Here is a 15,604-nt window from a genome sequence, read left to right as displayed (position 1 = left end):
CATGCACCGCCGACGCCGTCGTGTACTGGTGCAAGAGCAGCAGCAACTTCTCCAGCGCAACGCCGAACTTCGCGTCGCCCTGTCACTTCAGAGCCAGGTGCTCAAGCCCACCCTGGCCCTGGCCGATCAGCTGCGGGCCGGTCTGCAGTGGCTGGGTCGCCACCCCGTCGGTCCGATGCTCGCCCTGGCCCTGCTGCTTCTGAAACGGCCAAGCCGCACCTTGCGGGGCCTGTCCCGAGTGGTCCTCATCGCGCAATTGCTGTCACGCGGCTGGCATGGACTGCGCGGCCTCTGGACACGACAGGTCGCACGCTGAGGCAGCGACTCCTCACAACACCAGCAGCGCGCGAAAATCGTTGACGTTGGTGTGGGTCGGCCCGGTCACCAGCAGGTCACCCAGCGCCTGGAAATACCCGTAGCTGTCATTGCGATCCAGATGGGTCTCGGCGGACAAGCCCAGTGCCGCGGCGCGCGCCAGTGTGTCGGGCGTGACAAAAGCACCCGCGTTGTCCTCGATACCGTCGATGCCGTCGGTGTCCGCGGCCAGGCCCCAGACGCCGGCCTGGCCCTGCAGGGCCAAGGCCAGGCCCAGGCAGAACTCGCCCGCCCGCCCGCCCCGGCCGGGTCGGGCCTCCGGGATCTCGCCGCGCCCGCGTGGCACCTCCGCCGGCTGAGGCCGCACGGTCACCGTGGTCTCGCCACCGCTGAGGATGACGCAGGGTCGGGCGAAAGGCTGACCCTCGCGCGCGACGAAACGCGCCAGCGCCGCATGCACCTTGCCGACCTCGCGCGATTCACCTTCCAGCTCGTCGCTGAGGATGTAGGCGTTCAGGCCGATCGCCTTGCCGAGCTCGCGCGCGGCCTCGGCGGCGGCTTGCAGCGATTCCTTGGGCGTGGCGATGAGGCGCACCGTCTGCCCCGCGAACACCGGGTCGGCAGGTTTGGGTGTTTCGTACGCCCCCTGTTCGAGCGCGGTCAACACCGCCGGCGGCAGGGCAATGCGGTAGCGCTGCAAAATCGACAGCGCATCGGCGCAGCTGCTGGCGTCGGGCACCGTGGGGCCGCTGGCGATGACGGACGGGTCGTCGCCCGGCACATCGCTGATGGTCAAGGTCACCACCCGCGCGGGCGCGCAGGCCGCGGCCAGCCGCCCGCCCTTGATGCGCGAAAGGTGCTTGCGCACGCAGTTCATTTCGCCGATGTTGGCGCCACTGGCCAGCAGCTCACGGTTGATGCGCTGCTTGTCGGCCAGCGTCAGCCCTTCGGCCGGCAAGGTCAGCAGCGCGGAACCGCCGCCGGAAATCAGGCACAGCACCAAATCGTCCGCCGTCAGGCCCTGCACGGTCTGCAGGATGCGCTGCGCGGCCACCATGCCGGCGGCATCGGGCACGGGATGAGCGGCCTCGACCACTTCGATGCGCTGCGGCAGGCCAGACGGACGCGGCGGCGTATGGCCGTAGCGCGTCACCACCAGGCCCTCCAGCGGCGCGTCGGGGCCCGCGTGCGCCGGCCACAAGGCTTCCACCGCTTGCGCCATCGCGCCCGCCGCCTTGCCCGCGCCGATCACGATGGTGCGGCCGCCACTGGCCCGTGAAGGCGGCGGCGGCAAGTGCGCCGCCATGGTGTGCAGCGGCAGGGCACGGCGCACGGCGGTCTGGTAGAGCAGTTGCAGGAACTCGCGTGGCTGCGTGCGTGGGTCGAGGCCGGGGGGGAGCGAAGAAGGCGAATTTTGGGGGGCCATGGTGTCTTGTATTTGTCTCCGGCGCGCATTGTGCGGCAGACGCACCGGCATGCTTGCTTCGTCGCGCACGCAGCCCGCGTGCTTCAGGCTTTCGGCAGGTCATCCCACCAGCGGTCGCCCAGGCGGGACTGCAGGTAGGCGATGAAGGCCATCACCTTGCCCGGCACCAGCTTCGGACTGGGGAACACGGCATGGATTTCCTGCTCGGGCAGCACATGGCCTTGCAGCACCTCGACCACGTGGCCGCTCTTGAGCGACTCACTGGCCACGTAGCGCGGCATGGCCGCGATGCCATAGCCATTGCGCGCGGCGGCCAGCACGGCGGACAGGTTGTTCGAGCGCAGACGTCCGGCCACTGGCACGGTGACGGCCTCGCCCTTGGGGCTGCTCATGCGCCAGACATCGTCACCCAAGACGCTGCTGTAGATCAGGGCCGGGTGCTCGCTCAGTTCGCTGGCCTTTTTCGGCGCGCCCTGTTTGCGCAGATACTTGGGCGAAGCCACCAGCACCCAGGGATTGGTGGTGAGAAAACGCGCACCCAGGGTCGAATCCGCGAGCTTGCCCATGCGCACCGCCACGTCGATGCCTTGCGCCACGAGGTCGGTGTAGCGGTCCTCGAAACTCAGGTCGAGCTGCACCTGTGGGTGCTTGGCCATGAAGTCCAGCGCCAGCGGCGTGATCACGCGCCTGCCAAAGGCCACCGAGGTGCCGACGCGCAACAGGCCCTGCGCCTGCGTCTGCTGCAGGCGCACGCTGTTGTCGGCCTCCTCGGCGTCGCGCACGATGTTCTTGCATTTTTCGTAATAGAGCGCGCCCGACTCGGTCACGCTGATGCCGCGCGTGTTGCGGTTGAGCAGGCGCACGCGCAGGCTCTCCTCGAGCGCCGCGACCAGCTTGGTCACCGTCGGCTGCGTGGTGGCGAATTCGCGCGCGGTCTTGGAGAAACTGCCGGTCTCCACCACCCGCACGAACACCTGCATGGCATGCAATCGATCCATCTTGGCTTGTTCCTTAGGCCTGCTGACTGTAGAGCGGTTCGCGCCATCCGCGCCCATCTGATTCATTCCACGGAGGAATAGATGTTATGGGCGCCCTCCGTATTCCGCAAGTCGCCATCCCTTCCTACAGTGCAGTCCATCCGTTCAAATCAGGAGATCGTCATGGCCAAAATGAAAGCCATCGAAGCCGCTGTCTGGGTGCTCGAAAAAGAAGGTGTCACCCAGGCCTTCGGCGTGCCCGGCGCGGCCATCAACCCGCTCTACGCCGCGCTGCGCAAGCAGGGCAGCATCGGCCACATCCTGGCGCGCCACGTCGAGGGCGCGTCCCACATGGCCGAGGGCTACACCCGTGCCGCGGCAGGCAACATTGGCGTCTGCATCGGCACCAGCGGCCCGGCGGGCACCGACATGATCACGGGCCTGTACTCGGCGCAGGCCGATTCCATTCCCATTCTCTGCATCACCGGGCAGGCGCCGCGCGCGCGCCTTTACAAGGAAGACTTCCAGGCCGTGGACATCGAGTCCATCGCCAAGCCGGTGACCAAGTGGTCGGTCACCGTGCGCGAACCGGCCCAGGTACCGCGCGCCTTCCAGCAGGCCTTCCACCTGATGCGATCGGGCCGACCGGGCCCGGTGCTGATCGACCTGCCCTTTGACGTGCAGATGGCGGAAATCGAGTTCGACCCCGAGACCTACGCCCCGCTGCCGGTCTACAAGCCGGTCGCGACCCGCGCGCAGATCGAGAAGGCGCTGGCCATGCTCAACGAGGCCGAGCGCCCGTTGATCGTGGCGGGGGGCGGCATCATCAACGCCGATGCCTCCGATTTGCTGGTGGAGTTCGCCGAGCTGACCGGCATCCCCGTGATCCCGACCCTGATGGGCTGGGGCACCATCCCCGACGACCACCCCTTGATGGCCGGCATGTGCGGGCTGCAGACCAGCCACCGCTATGGCAACGCGACGATGCTGGCCAGTGACTTCGTGCTGGGCATCGGCAACCGCTGGGCCAACCGTCACACCGGCTCGGTCGAGACCTACACCAAGGGCCGCAAGTTCGTGCACGTGGACATCGAACCCACGCAAATCGGCCGCGTGTTCTCACCAGATTTCGGCATCGCGAGCGACGCCAAGGCGGCGCTGAAACTCTTCGTGCAGGTGGCCGGCGAATGGAAGGCCGCGGGCAAGCTGAGCAAGCGCACGGCCTGGGCCACCGAGTGTCTGGAACGCAAGAAGACCCTGCGCCGCAAGACCAACTTCAACCAGGTTCCGATGAAACCCCAGCGCGTCTACCAGGACATGGTGGAGTCCTTCGGGCGCGACGTCTGCTACGTCAGCACCATCGGCCTGTCGCAGATCGCGGGCGCGCAGTTCCTGCACATCTACAAGCCGCGTCACTGGATCAACTGTGGCCAGGCTGGCCCGCTGGGCTGGACCGTGCCCGCAGCCCTCGGCGTGCGCGCGGCCGATCCGGGCCGCAAGATCGTGGCACTGTCCGGCGACTACGACTTCCAGTTCATGATCGAGGAACTGGCCGTGGGTGCGCAGTTCAAGCTGCCCTACATCCACATCGTGGTCAACAACAGCTACCTGGGTCTGATCCGCCAGGCGCAGCGCAATTTCGAGATGGATTACTGCGTGCAGCTGGCCTTCGAGAACATCAATACCCAGGGCGACCCGGTGGCGCAGGGCTACGGCGTGGACCACGTCAAGGTGGTCGAGGGCCTGGGCTGCAAGGCCATCCGTGTGCACAGCCCGGACGATCTGAAACCCGCTATCCAGAAGGCCGAGCTGCTGATGGCCGAGCACCAGGTGCCGGTGGTGATCGAGGTGATCCTGGAGCGCGTGACCAACATCGCCATGGGCACCGAAATCGACAATATCATCGAGTTCGAAGACTTGGCCGAGAAGCGCGCCGACGCCCCCGCGGCCGTGGCCTGACCTTTTGAGCGCAACAACAACGGAGACGACCCGATGCCCCAATTCGCGGCCAACCTGACCATGCTGTTCAACGAGGTGCCCTTCCTGGAACGCTTCGCGGCAGCCAAGGCGGCGGGCTTCACGGCGGTGGAATACCTCTTCCCTTACGCCTACGACAAGCATGAACTGGCCAACCTGCTCAAGACCCACGGCCTGAAGCAGGTGCTGCACAACCTGCCTGCGGGCAACTGGGAGGCTGGCGAACGCGGCATCGCCTGCCACCCGAACAGGGTGGAAGAGTTTCGCGCTGGCGTCGATCAGGCCATCGCCTACGCCCAGGCCCTGGGCTGCCCGCAAGTCAACTGCCTGGCGGGCAAGGTACCCGAGGGCGTGGGCGCCACCCAGGCCCATGCCACTTTCGTGAGCAATCTGAAGTACGCGGCCGGCAAGCTGCAGGGCGCGAACCTCAAGCTGCTGATCGAGCCCATCAACAGCTACGACATCCCGGGTTTCTTCCTCAACACCACGGCCCAGGCCCTGAGCATCCTCGACGGCGTGGGCAGCCCCAACCTCTACATCCAGTACGACATCTACCATGCCCAGCGCATGGAAGGCGAGCTGGCCGCGACGATGCAGAAACACCTGGCGCGCATCGCCCACATCCAGCTCGCCGACAACCCGGGGCGCAACGAGCCGGGCACGGGCGAGATCAACTATGCTTTCCTCTTCCACCACCTCGACGCGATCGGCTACCCCGGCTGGATCGGCTGCGAGTACAAACCGCGCGCCAGCACCACCGAGGGCCTGGGCTGGATCAAGGCACTGAACCCATGAACGCGCCGCGTGCATGGCAAGCCTGAATGAACGCAGAAACCGACCACGAGAGAGACAAGCACATGACCAAATCCGGACTCAAACTCGGCTTCATCGGCCTGGGCATCATGGGCACGCCCATGGCGCTCAACCTCATCAAGGGCGGCCATGTGCTGTTCGTCAACACGCGCAGCAAGGTACCGCAGGAGCTGGCCGACGCGGGCGCGACCGTCTGCACCACGCCCGCGGGCGTGGCCGAGCGCGCCGACATCGTCTTCACCATGGTGCCCGACACACCCGATGTCGAGAAGGTGCTGTTCGGCGAGAACGGCATCGCCCAGGGCCTGGGTAAAAACGGCAAGGGCAAGGTGGTGGTGGACATGAGTTCCATCGACCCCATCGCCACCAAGGGCTACGCGAAACGCATCAATGAAACCGGCGCGGCCTACCTGGACGCGCCCGTCTCGGGCGGCGAAGTGGGCGCCAAGGCCGCCTCGCTGACCATCATGGTCGGCGGCGAGGAGGCCGTGTTCGAGCGGGTCAAGCCGCTGTTCGAACTGATGGGCAAGAACATCACGCTGATCGGCGGCAACGGCGCGGGCCAGACCTGCAAGGTGGCCAACCAGATCATCGTCGCGCTCAACATCGCCGCCGTCAGCGAGGCGCTGGTGTTCGCGTCCAAGGCCGGCGCCGACCCGGCCAAGGTAAGACTGGCGCTGATGGGCGGGTTTGCCTCCAGCCGCATCCTGGAAGTGCATGGCGAGCGCATGGTCAAGCGCACCTTCAACCCGGGCTTTCGCATCGCTTTGCACCAAAAGGACCTGAACCTGGCGCTGCAAGGTGCCAAGGCGCTCAAGATGGCGCTGCCCCAGACGGCGGGCGCGGCCCAGCTGATGCAGGCCTGCGCGGCTCTGGGCCATGACCAGGCAGACCACTCGGCCCTGGTCAAAGCCCTTGAAGCCCTGGCCCAGCACCCCGTGGCACCCGACGCCTGAGTGCGGCGTCGGCCTGGGCTTGCGGCTCCGGGTTTTGCCCAGGGCCTAAAGCCCGCGCCCGGGACGAAACCCCCTGGTTTTCCGCCCATCGGGCCTGCGTTGCTGTGGCACAGTGGGCGGCCATGCGCCGTTTAGTTCACAGCCGTCCTTGCAACACCAGCCCTGGTCCGTCCAGGCTGGCGCTCGGGATGCTGTGCGCGATCGGCATTCTGTTGGCTGCTTGCGCGTCACCGCGCCCGACACAGGGAAACGCGGGGCTGAAGTCCCCTGCGCGCACTGCGGCGTTCACACCGCCTGCGGGTGCCCACATGCCATCCGGCTACCGCCTGGACGCGGCTCGACACCTGTACGACCTGAACCGTGAACGCATCTATGCCGGCGTGCTGCCACATTACCTGCGCGCCGTCGGCGTGCTCGAAATGGGTGTGGATGCGCGAGGCCAGGTCGACACCCTGCGCTGGCTGCGCGCACCCTCGCATGCCCCCGAGGTGATGGCCGAGATCGAGCGCCTGGTGCGCCAGGCCGCGCCCTACCCGGCCCCGGCGCCATCGGCCTTGCAGGGCGGTTCGGCCCGGGTCATCGAAACCTGGCTGTGGGACCAGAGCGGACGCTTCCAACTCCGCACCTTGAGCGAAGGCCAGGGTGACGGCAGCCCGACCACCGGCACGACACAACTCGCCAGCCAGGGCGGAACCACGCCCCAAGCGGCGGCCAGCGCGGCAGCCACCCCGCCCCTGAGCTGGCAGCCGGTGCGCGTGCATTTGGTGTCCGCGGACGGGCGCTGAGCGCCGGCGGGCTTGGCAGACCGTTGTAGCGTCCCCCTAGCCCCACCCCCATCCTCTGCGTCCAGGCAAGGCAGCGCCGATACCACGACGGGTTCAGCCTGGCTTTGCTTGATCCCCGGGCAGACCAGCACGACAAGGTCGGGTTCTGGCCTTAAACTTGCAGCCCCACAAGTCCCCAGCGACAGTCCCCGCGTTCCCGCCGGCACAGCGCGCCCAGAAGATCAGCAGACAGGAAACAACGGCCATGGCATTAGAAGACGAAGATCTTTCCGGCATCCAGGCGCTGATCATCGACGGCAACCACAGTTCGCGCGCCATCCTGGTCAACCAGCTGCGCGACTTCGGCGTGGGCAACGTCGAGCAAGTCTCGCGCACCTCGGAAGCGCGCCGCATGCTGGAGCGCCGTCACTTTGACATCATCCTGTGCGAGCAGCACTTTCAGGCCGACGAGCCCTCGGGCCAGGATTTCCTGGACGACCTGCGGCGTAACCAGATCCTGTCCTTCTCGACCATCTTCATCATGGTCACCAGCGAAGCCAGTTACGCCAAGGTGGCCGAGGCCGCCGAATCCGCACTCGACGGCTACCTCATCAAGCCCCATACCGCCGCCCGGCTGGCCGAACGGCTGGAACAGGCCCGCCAGCGCAAGGCTGTCCTGGCCCCCATCTTCGAGGCCATCGAGTCCGATCAGCATGAAAAAGCCGCCAACCTCTGCATGGAGCGCTTCGAGTCCAAGGGACCTTACTGGCTCTACACCGCGCGCATCGGCGCGGAACTGTTGATCCGCCTGCAGCGTTACGAAGAAGCCCAGCGCCTCTACGAAGCCATCATCAACGCCAAGACCGTGCCCTGGGCCAAGCTGGGCGTGGCCCGCTCGCAGCTGGGTCGGGGCGAGGCGCAGCGCGCCGTCGGCACGCTGGAAACGCTGATCAGCGAGGAGCCGCATTACGCCGACGCCTACGACGTGATGGGCCGCGCGCATTTCGAGCTGGGCAACCACGAACAGACCCTGGTCGCCTACAAGATGGCATGCACGGCCACGCCCTACTCCGTCACGCGGCTGCAAAGCCTGGGGCATCTGCACTACTACAAGGGCGAGTACGGCGAGGCCGAGCATGTGCTCAACCAATGCGTCAACCAAGGCCTGGGCACGCGCTCCTTCGACCCACAGACCCTGATGCTGCTGGGTTTCATCTACATGCAGATGGACGACCGCCAGGGCCTGCACCGGGTGCGCGGCGAACTGGCCAAGCTGGGCGTTCGTGAAACCGAATACAGCCAGCGCCAGCGCACGATGGAAGCAACGCTGAACGCACTGCTGGACATCCTGCGCAAGGAATACGGGCAAGCCCTCAAGGTCGCGCGCGAGCAGGCCAAGCGCATCCGCGAACCCGAATTCGACGCCGAGGCCGCCTCCAACCTGATCTTCCTGCTGTCGCAGATCGCCTCGCGCACCGTCTCGCTGGACCTGGATCTGAGTGACCTGCCGCTCGTGCTCGACACCCTGGGCGCGCGTTTCATCAGCGGCCGCTCCATGAGTGAGCTGCTGGCCGGCGCGGCGCGTGCCCATGCCCCCTACGCGGACCTGTTGCGCGAAGCGGGCGAGCGCCCCATCAAGCTCATGGAAAGCGCCGTCAAGCTCAGCATGGGCGGCGACCCGGTGAGCGCCGTTCGGGATCTGCTCAAGCATGGGCAGGACACGCTGAACGCGCGCCTCATCACCACCGCGCAACTGGTGCTGCAGCGCTACGCGGCACAGATTCCCGACGCCGCCACCTACCACTCCACCATCCAGGACTGGCGTCGGCGCTATGGCAACGTGACCCTGCGCACCACGCTCACGCTCGGCGGACCAGCCGACAACCGCGAAGCCGGTGGCATTCCGCTGCCGGTGCCGAAGAAGGCCCGCGCGCACTGAGCTGACATGGGGCGCGAAACCGGCCCCTCAGTCCGGCGACGTCGCGGCCGTGCACGCCACGAGGAACTCCAGCACCGCGCGCACGGCCGGCAACTGCCCGCGCCGATGCGGCATGACGGCGGTCGTGGTGATGTTGCCTGCGTGCCAGTCGGGCAGTACACGCCGCAGCGCACCCGAAGCAAACGCCGGCTCGCACAGCGGCTCCGGCAAGCAGGCGATGCCCAGGCCGGCGCGTGCCGCCTCCATCAGGACCACCGATTCGTTCGCCACCATCACGGGGCGAGGGGCCACCTCGCAGAAGGCCGCGCCCGAGGCCTCCAGCCGCCAGACCGTGGCCTGGCGCCCCACCAACAGTCCCGCGTGATCGACCAGGTCCTGGGGCTGCACCAGCCTAGGTGCTGAAGCCAGGTAGGCCGGCGCCGCCACCAGAACGATCGCTTCGACCAAAAGCCGCCGCTGCAGCAAGCCCGAATCTGGCAAGGGCGCGCGGTGGGACCGCAGCGCCAGGTCATACCCCTCCTGCACGAGGTCGACGAAGCGGTCCGTCACCTCCAGTTGCAGCTGCAGACGTGGGTAACGCAGGGCCAGGGTGGGCAGGTGCCGCGCCAGCAAGCCCTGGGCGGTCGGGATCGAACTGGTGACGCGCACAAGCCCGCTGGGTTCGGCCTGCCGCTCCCGCACCACCGCCTGCGCGGCCTCGGCTTCAATCAGCGCGGCGCGGGCATGGTCCAGAACAGCCGTGCCCACGTCCGTCAGCACGAAGCGGCGCGAGCTGCGCTGAATCAGGCGCGCCGACAAGCTGTCTTCCAGCATCGCCACGCGCTTGCTGACCGTGGACTTGGGCACGCCCAGGCGCCGTGCCGCTGCCGCAAAACCGCCAGCGTCCACCGAGGCGACAAAAAACTGCAAGTCATTCAAGTTCATGGCGATCAAAACCCAATTGTGTGGACTTTGGGTTTCCATTCTGATGGATTTTCAATCATCAACCACACAGATAGATTTCAGTCAGCGCGCGCACCTCTCTTCTTTTTTTCTGGAGCACGGTCCATGACCCCCATCCTCTTCTACGGCGTCCCCTCGGGATGCTCCTTCGGTTCCATCGTCGCCCTCGAATGGCTGGGACTGCCCTACCGGCTTTGCCGCATCGAGATGCCCGAAGTGGTGTCCAGCGCCGCTTACCGCCGCATCAACCCGGTGGGCGAAACGCCCACCCTGCTCACCAGCGATGGCCGCACGGTGAGCGAGAGCCTGGCCATCCTCAACCACCTGCTGCAGGCTGCACAGCCAGGCGGACGTTTTGCCCCGGGCCGCCCGGCATTCGACCATCTGAACCAGATGCTGGCCTTTCTCAACACCAGCTACTTCGGTGCCTTTGCACCGCTGTGGTACGCCTACGAAACTCAGGGCGACGCGTTCAGCACGCAAGCGCTGCGCGCCTACGGCACGGAGCAGGTCGCCCAGGCCCATGCGCACCTGAACACCCTGATCGGCACTGGGCCCTGGCTGCTGGGTGAAGAGCGCAGCCTGGCCGACGCCTACTTGGCCGGCATCGCCCGCTGGACGACGTACCACGACGTCGGTGGGTTATCGCCCTACCCGGCGCTCGAGGCGCTGTACCAACGGTTGCAGGACGACCCGGCAGTCCGTTTTGCCCATGCGGTCGAGCGGCAGGAAGAGGCGCGGACCACGGGTGGTTTCCTGGGTGAGGTGTCGCTCACGCAGGCCCTGGCCGAGCTGGCCTGAGGCTTCATCGCCTCGATGCCTCAGCTCGGTCTCACAGCAGCGACTGCCGCTCGCCCCGCAAGTAAGGCCGGTCGATCTGCTCGGCCAGCCGCCCCAGGTCACCGGCGCTGACGCCGCAGGCCGCGAAGTGCGCTTGCCAGCCGTCCACCACTTCGGCCACTTCGCGGGCCAGAGCCAGGGCCTGGTGCCGGCGCAGGCCGAAGGCCGTGTGTTCGGACAAAAGGTTCTCCGCGCTGGCGTCCAGACCCTGCGCCCCCACGCGGAACTGCTGGTAGCCCAGCGCCTGGCCGGACGGCAACACGTCGTAAGCCGGGGCCAGGGCGTAGCTGCGGGCCTGAACCAGCACCGCATGGTTCTTCTCGTGGTCGTCGGTGTTGTCGATCAGCACGTTGAAGACCATGCGGCGGAACACCTGGGCGCCGTTGGCGGCGATCTGCGCCGGGTCTCCCCGGCGGCGCAACAGCAAGGCCAGCTCGGGGTAACCCGCTTCGCTGGCCGCGGCGCGCAGGGCCACATGGGCCGACAGCGCGTGCAGACGCCGACCGTCGGCGCGGTCGAAACGGCGCACCGCCACGGCATGGCCATCGACCAGGGCGATGGGCCGCGTCTCGCAGACCGCGATGCCGGCGCGGGCGGCCAGGGTCATGGCCGCGTGCTCGACCAGGGGGCTGTCGTTCGGGTCGCCCGCGTCGGCGAACTTGAGCACCCAGGGATGTCCATCGATCTGGATCAGCGCCTTGGGCCTCGCTCCGCCCAGGGTGGTGCCCGGCGCCACCAGTCGCTGCAAGGCCTCGTCCACCGGCTCACCGGCCTCGATGCGGCGCACCAACTCGTACAAGGCCGGCACGTCGCCCACCACGGGCAGCACGGGCTGGGGCTGCGGTTCGTAGCGCTGCGCCGAGCTGGAGACGCCCAAAGCGCCAAAACGCTCATCGCCCGCGAAATACAGATACTCCAGCGTGGACAGGCGCGGGGGTTTGTAGATGTGGCGAATGACGCGCTCGCCCCAGCGGTCCGGCCGGGCGTCGTCCACCGCGCCCGCCGCCGCGTCGTTCTCCACCGGCAGGAACTCGCCGGGGCGCAGCGGCAAGTCCTCGCTCAGCGCCAGGCCCTCGGCCAGCCAGGCCGGGTCGTATTCCAGCGAGACGCCACCGGGGTGGCCAGCCGTGCGTCGCACCAGGCGCAAACGGCCCACCAGGCGCGGCTGGGTGGGCTCGGCCAGCCACCAGAGAAAGAGTTCATCACGCGGGGTGTAGGACAGCGGGCTCATGACGCAGACTCCTTGTTCGCCGGACGCGCGCGCGGGCGTGAACGGCCCTCGGCCTCGCGGATGCTGATCAGCAGCGCGCCCTGATCCAGCGCCGGGTCGGCCAAGTCGGGCAAGGCCTGCACCCGCCCGACCAACCACAAGGCCGCCGCGTAGACGCCCATGCCCACGCCCGGGTCGCCTTTTTCCAGGCGGGTGACGGTGCTGACCGACACCCCCAGCCGCGCGGCCCAGGCCCGCAACGACTCGCGCCGGCGTTTGCGCGCCAGCGCCAGGTGCTCGCCCAGGCGTGCCAAGGCCACACGGGCCTCGGGCGGCAGGAAATCATGGTGCTCGGAAGACTTAGGCATGTCATTCATCAATACAAAACATTGAAAATGTAATCATTAATGATGAATTTTGCAAGACAGTGGCTGAGCATTACCGCCCAAGCCGCACCCGAGCCCCACAGGCCCGGCCACGGCCACAGCTTGGGCCGGCCACCTGGCTGCCCCCAGAAGCGCGCACATACATTTCCTTACCAAGCTTGCGTCGCCGCTACGGGAATCCGCCGGGCCAAACGCTGCATCGCCGGCCCGACGCATGCCCCCACGGCTATCATGACGGGCCGCCCCTGACGGCCCACGAGAAGAAGTGGAACAGCAGCCCGGGGACACAAGGAAACCGGTTCATGGCTCTAGAAGACGACGATCTCTCCGACCTGCTTGCGCTGGTCATCGACAGCAACCCCGGTTCACGCGCCATCCTGGTCAACCAGTTGCGGGAATTCGGCGTCGGCACGGTGGAGCAGACCATGCGCACGGCCGAGGCCCGGCGCATGCTGGAGAACCGCAAATTCGACATCGTGCTGTGCGAACAGCACTTCCAGCCCGGCACACCCTCGGGTCAGGATTTCCTGGACGAGCTGCGGCGCCAGCAGATCCTGCCCTTCTCGACCATCTTCATCATGGTCACCAGCGAGGCCAGCTACACCAAGGTGGCCGAGGCCGCCGAATCCGCGCTGGACGGCTACCTCATCAAGCCCCACACCGCCGCCCGCCTGGCCGAGCGCCTGCACCAGGCGCGCCAACGCAAGGCCGCGCTCAACGACATTTTCTCGGCTATTTCCACCGAGAACTACGAAAAAGCCGCCGACCTCTGCCTGGCGCGCTTCCAGGCGAGAGAGTCCTACTGGCTCTACGCCGCGCGCATTGGTGCGGAACTGCTGATCCGCCTGCAGCGTTACGACGAAGCCCAGCGCATGTACGAGGCCGTGATCGAGGCCAAGACCTTGCCCTGGGCCAAGCTGGGCGTGGCGCGCGCGCAGATCGGCAAGAACGAGACGCAGCGCGCCGTGGGCACGCTGGAATCGCTGATCGGCGAAGAGCCCCAGTTCGCCGACGCCTACGACGTGCTGGGCCGCGCCCAGTTCGAGCTGGGCAACCACGACCAGGCCCTGGCCGCCTACAAACTGGCGTGCGCCGTCACGCCCTACTCCATCACACGACTGCAGAGTCTGGGGCACCTGTATTACTACAAGGGCGAGTACGAAGAAGCGCAAAAGATCCTGAGCCAAAGCGCGCGTCAGGGCCTGGGCTCCAAGATGTTCGACCCGCAGACGCTGATGCTGCTGGCCTTCATCGCCATGCAGTCCGACGACCGTCGCGCCCTGCAACGCTGCCGCGAAGACCTGGCCAAGCTCACCCTGCGCGAGGACGAGTACGGCGCGCGGGTGCGCAACATGGAAGGCATCCTGGGCGCGCTGCGCGACATCCTGGACAAGGAATACGGCCGCGCCGCCAACTACACACGCGACCTGGCCAAGCGGGCGCGCGACCCGGACTTCGACATCGAAATAGCCGCCGACCTCATCGTCCTCATGTCCTACCTGGCCGCGCGCACCCTCTCGCTCGGCCTGGACCTGGATGACTTCCTGCCCGTGCTGGACACCCTGGCCGAACGCTTCGTCAGCGGCCGTTCGATGAACGAGTTGCTGTCTGGCGCGGCGCGCGCCCACCTGCCCTTTGCCGAGCGCCTGCGCATCGCGGGCGAACGCCCCATCAAGCTGATGGAAAGCGCGGTCAAGCTCGGCATGAATGGCGACCCCGGCGAGGCCATCCGCCAGTTGATGAAAAACGGGCGCGACACGCTCAACGCCCGCCTGGTCAGCACCGCGCTGCTGGTGCTGCAGAAATACGACCAGCAAATCCCCGATGCGACGGCGCAGCTTGAGGCCATCAACGAATGGCGCGCCCATTACGGCGGCCCCGGTCAGCGACCCGCCCTGGGCACCGCCGAGAATGCCCGCCCGCCCGGTGGCATCACCATCAACGCCGCGCCCGAAAAAAAGAGCCCTCCGGCTGCGACACCCGCCAGCGGCAAGGCAAGCGCCGCGTAGAATTGCGGCTCTTCATCCGCGCCCGCGCACCACGCGCGGGCCGCACCGAACAGGAAGCGTGGCCGAGCGGTTTAAGGCACCGGTCTTGAAAACCGGCGATGGTGTGAGCCATCCGTGAGTTCGAATCTCACCGCTTCCGCCAAAAACCAGGTGCTTATGCGGCTTAGTGGCTAATTGCAGCCACTAAGACCAAATTTTCCTTGGTATCCCCCTGTATATTGAATTGGACATGGGGATGTATCCAAGGAGATGGGCAATGCACACGCTCAGCCGACTGCTTGTTTTGCTGGCCCACTTGCTTGCTGCTTGTGGCGCAAATGCAGAAGGCTCGCTGTTCAAGGTTCCGACCCGCGATGGCGTCGTGACCACCCTGTTTTGGGAAACTGCGCCCAACGCCCAAGCCACCGTGCTCTTGTTTCCTGGCGGTGATGGTGGCTTCGGCAAATTAGAGAACGGCAAGGCCACCAGCAGCAACTTTCTCGTGCGTTCCACGCCGTTATTCCTCGTCAACGGCTTCAATGTCGCCATCTTCGGACGCCCGACTGACACGACAGCACTGGGATGGGCTGATCGAACCGAAGCCAATCACATGACCGACATTGCCAAGGTACTGGCGTTCGTGAAGCAGAAAAGCAGCTTGCCTGTCTGGATCGTGGGCACCAGTCGCGGTACTGTCTCTGCCACTGCGATGGCGATCAAGGTCCGCGACCCCGCCATCGCCGGGCTGGTGCTGACCTCCAGCGTGGTTCGCATGGCCACTCCGGGCGCGGTACCGAGCCAAGACCTCAAGGCCATCCAGATTCCGGTGCTGGTCTACCACCACGCTCAAGATGCCTGTACACACTGCAAGCCCAGCGACACGCCTCTGATCATCGCGAAGTTGACCAATGCGCCCATCAAAAAACTGATGTTGGTGGATGGCGGGTCCCGCCCCAGCGGCGATGCCTGCGGGAGCCAGCACTGGCACGGATTCGTCGGCATGGAGCCACAAGCCATCCACCAGATCGCCAACTGGATCAAGAACCCCATCCACTGAGGCAAGTGGCGGAA

The 15,604-nt window shown here is 66.6% G+C and carries 14 protein-coding genes and 1 tRNA gene; 10 read left to right on the top strand and 5 right to left on the bottom strand.

The features are described from left to right. Window position 1 precedes the first annotated feature (1 nt). Complete coding sequence (locus AZ34_RS05010) at window positions 2-316, top strand: YqjK family protein (RefSeq protein WP_035605471.1); 315 nt, start codon at window positions 2-4, stop codon at window positions 314-316. Between the two features lie 12 nt (window positions 317-328). Here AZ34_RS05010 and AZ34_RS05005 read toward each other — a convergent pair whose 3' ends face one another. Together AZ34_RS05005 and AZ34_RS05000 are read right to left on the bottom strand one after the other, a co-directional pair. Then, entirely contained in the window at window positions 329-1,741 is a 1,413-nt protein-coding gene (locus tag AZ34_RS05005) for a glycerate kinase type-2 family protein (protein WP_035605468.1), read from the bottom strand. 83 nt (window positions 1,742-1,824) lie between these two features. Next, entirely contained in the window at window positions 1,825-2,739 is a 915-nt protein-coding gene (locus tag AZ34_RS05000; RefSeq protein WP_035605465.1) for a LysR family transcriptional regulator, read from the bottom strand. 162 nt (window positions 2,740-2,901) lie between these two features. Between AZ34_RS05000 and gcl the strand changes: the two genes are divergently transcribed. From gcl to AZ34_RS04975, 5 genes are all read left to right on the top strand, one after another. Further along, the gene (gene gcl / locus AZ34_RS04995; RefSeq protein WP_035605462.1) at window positions 2,902-4,677 is read left to right on the top strand and encodes a glyoxylate carboligase; all 1,776 of its coding nucleotides are present in this window, start codon (window positions 2,902-2,904) and stop codon (window positions 4,675-4,677) included. A 33-nt stretch (window positions 4,678-4,710) separates the two neighbouring features. Next, entirely contained in the window at window positions 4,711-5,490 is a 780-nt protein-coding gene (gene hyi, locus AZ34_RS04990) for a hydroxypyruvate isomerase (RefSeq protein WP_035605458.1), read from the top strand. Between the two features lie 62 nt (window positions 5,491-5,552). After that, window positions 5,553-6,464, top strand: a complete 912-nt coding sequence (gene glxR, locus AZ34_RS04985) for a 2-hydroxy-3-oxopropionate reductase (RefSeq protein WP_035610945.1) — start codon at window positions 5,553-5,555, stop codon at window positions 6,462-6,464. A 308-nt stretch (window positions 6,465-6,772) separates the two neighbouring features. Continuing rightward, a complete protein-coding gene (locus AZ34_RS04980; protein ID WP_197026501.1) occupies window positions 6,773-7,249 on the top strand; it encodes a hypothetical protein in 477 nt (158 codons plus the stop codon). Between the two features lie 244 nt (window positions 7,250-7,493). After that, entirely contained in the window at window positions 7,494-9,167 is a 1,674-nt protein-coding gene (locus tag AZ34_RS04975; protein WP_035605455.1) for a response regulator, read from the top strand. Window positions 9,168-9,194: 27 nt separating this feature from the next. On the opposite strand, the gene AZ34_RS04970 is transcribed toward AZ34_RS04975, so the two are convergent. Further along, window positions 9,195-10,091, bottom strand: coding sequence for a LysR family transcriptional regulator (locus AZ34_RS04970; RefSeq protein ID WP_035610942.1), 897 nt, complete (start codon window positions 10,089-10,091; stop codon window positions 9,195-9,197). 123 nt (window positions 10,092-10,214) lie between these two features. On the opposite strand from AZ34_RS04970, the gene AZ34_RS04965 reads away from it, so the two are divergent. Beyond that, window positions 10,215-10,910: a glutathione S-transferase family protein gene (locus AZ34_RS04965; protein WP_035605452.1), complete on the top strand. Its 696-nt coding sequence runs from the start codon at window positions 10,215-10,217 to the stop codon at window positions 10,908-10,910. A 31-nt stretch (window positions 10,911-10,941) separates the two neighbouring features. Here AZ34_RS04965 and AZ34_RS04960 read toward each other — a convergent pair whose 3' ends face one another. Both AZ34_RS04960 and AZ34_RS04955 read right to left on the bottom strand, forming a co-directional pair. Beyond that, window positions 10,942-12,180, bottom strand: coding sequence for a type II toxin-antitoxin system HipA family toxin (locus AZ34_RS04960; protein ID WP_035605448.1), 1,239 nt, complete (start codon window positions 12,178-12,180; stop codon window positions 10,942-10,944). Then, window positions 12,177-12,527 (bottom strand): helix-turn-helix domain-containing protein, encoded by a 351-nt coding sequence (locus AZ34_RS04955; protein ID WP_035605446.1) that lies wholly within the window; start codon window positions 12,525-12,527, stop codon window positions 12,177-12,179. The genes AZ34_RS04960 and AZ34_RS04955 overlap by 4 nt, the downstream gene beginning before the upstream one ends. 320 nt (window positions 12,528-12,847) lie before the next feature. Between AZ34_RS04955 and AZ34_RS04950 the strand changes: the two genes are divergently transcribed. The 3 genes from AZ34_RS04950 to AZ34_RS04940 all read left to right on the top strand — a co-directional run bounded on the left by AZ34_RS04950 (window position 12,848) and on the right by AZ34_RS04940 (window position 15,590). Next, window positions 12,848-14,554 (top strand): response regulator, encoded by a 1,707-nt coding sequence (locus AZ34_RS04950; protein WP_035605443.1) that lies wholly within the window; start codon window positions 12,848-12,850, stop codon window positions 14,552-14,554. Between the two features lie 52 nt (window positions 14,555-14,606). Further along, window positions 14,607-14,696: transfer RNA gene (locus tag AZ34_RS04945), tRNA-Ser, on the top strand. Between the two features lie 114 nt (window positions 14,697-14,810). Further along, the gene (locus AZ34_RS04940; protein ID WP_035605441.1) at window positions 14,811-15,590 is read left to right on the top strand and encodes an alpha/beta hydrolase; all 780 of its coding nucleotides are present in this window, start codon (window positions 14,811-14,813) and stop codon (window positions 15,588-15,590) included. The last annotated feature ends 14 nt before the right edge of the window (window positions 15,591-15,604 follow it).

Origin of the sequence: Hylemonella gracilis str. Niagara R, from assembly GCF_000600295.1 — a bacterium.
Lineage (GTDB): Bacteria > Pseudomonadota > Gammaproteobacteria > Burkholderiales > Burkholderiaceae_C > Hylemonella > Hylemonella gracilis_A.
Note: the sequence above shows the minus strand (reverse complement) of the source record. Positions and strands in the feature narration are given on the sequence as shown.

Excerpts from the sequence above, each read along its gene's own strand:
- AZ34_RS05010 (WP_035605471.1), top strand. The coding sequence starts at position 2 with ATGCACCGCCGACGCCGTCGTGTACTGGTGCAAGAGCAGCAGCAACTT.
- AZ34_RS05005 (WP_035605468.1), bottom strand. The coding sequence starts at position 1,741 with ATGGCCCCCCAAAATTCGCCTTCTTCGCTCCCCCCCGGCCTCGACCCA.
- AZ34_RS05000 (WP_035605465.1), bottom strand. The coding sequence starts at position 2,739 with ATGGATCGATTGCATGCCATGCAGGTGTTCGTGCGGGTGGTGGAGACC.
- gcl (WP_035605462.1), top strand. The coding sequence starts at position 2,902 with ATGGCCAAAATGAAAGCCATCGAAGCCGCTGTCTGGGTGCTCGAAAAA.
- hyi (WP_035605458.1), top strand. The coding sequence starts at position 4,711 with ATGCCCCAATTCGCGGCCAACCTGACCATGCTGTTCAACGAGGTGCCC.
- glxR (WP_035610945.1), top strand. The coding sequence starts at position 5,553 with ATGACCAAATCCGGACTCAAACTCGGCTTCATCGGCCTGGGCATCATG.
- AZ34_RS04980 (WP_197026501.1), top strand. The coding sequence starts at position 6,773 with ATGCCATCCGGCTACCGCCTGGACGCGGCTCGACACCTGTACGACCTG.
- AZ34_RS04975 (WP_035605455.1), top strand. The coding sequence starts at position 7,494 with ATGGCATTAGAAGACGAAGATCTTTCCGGCATCCAGGCGCTGATCATC.
- AZ34_RS04970 (WP_035610942.1), bottom strand. The coding sequence starts at position 10,091 with ATGAACTTGAATGACTTGCAGTTTTTTGTCGCCTCGGTGGACGCTGGC.
- AZ34_RS04965 (WP_035605452.1), top strand. The coding sequence starts at position 10,215 with ATGACCCCCATCCTCTTCTACGGCGTCCCCTCGGGATGCTCCTTCGGT.
- AZ34_RS04960 (WP_035605448.1), bottom strand. The coding sequence starts at position 12,180 with ATGAGCCCGCTGTCCTACACCCCGCGTGATGAACTCTTTCTCTGGTGG.
- AZ34_RS04955 (WP_035605446.1), bottom strand. The coding sequence starts at position 12,527 with ATGCCTAAGTCTTCCGAGCACCATGATTTCCTGCCGCCCGAGGCCCGT.
- AZ34_RS04950 (WP_035605443.1), top strand. The coding sequence starts at position 12,848 with ATGGCTCTAGAAGACGACGATCTCTCCGACCTGCTTGCGCTGGTCATC.
- AZ34_RS04940 (WP_035605441.1), top strand. The coding sequence starts at position 14,811 with ATGCACACGCTCAGCCGACTGCTTGTTTTGCTGGCCCACTTGCTTGCT.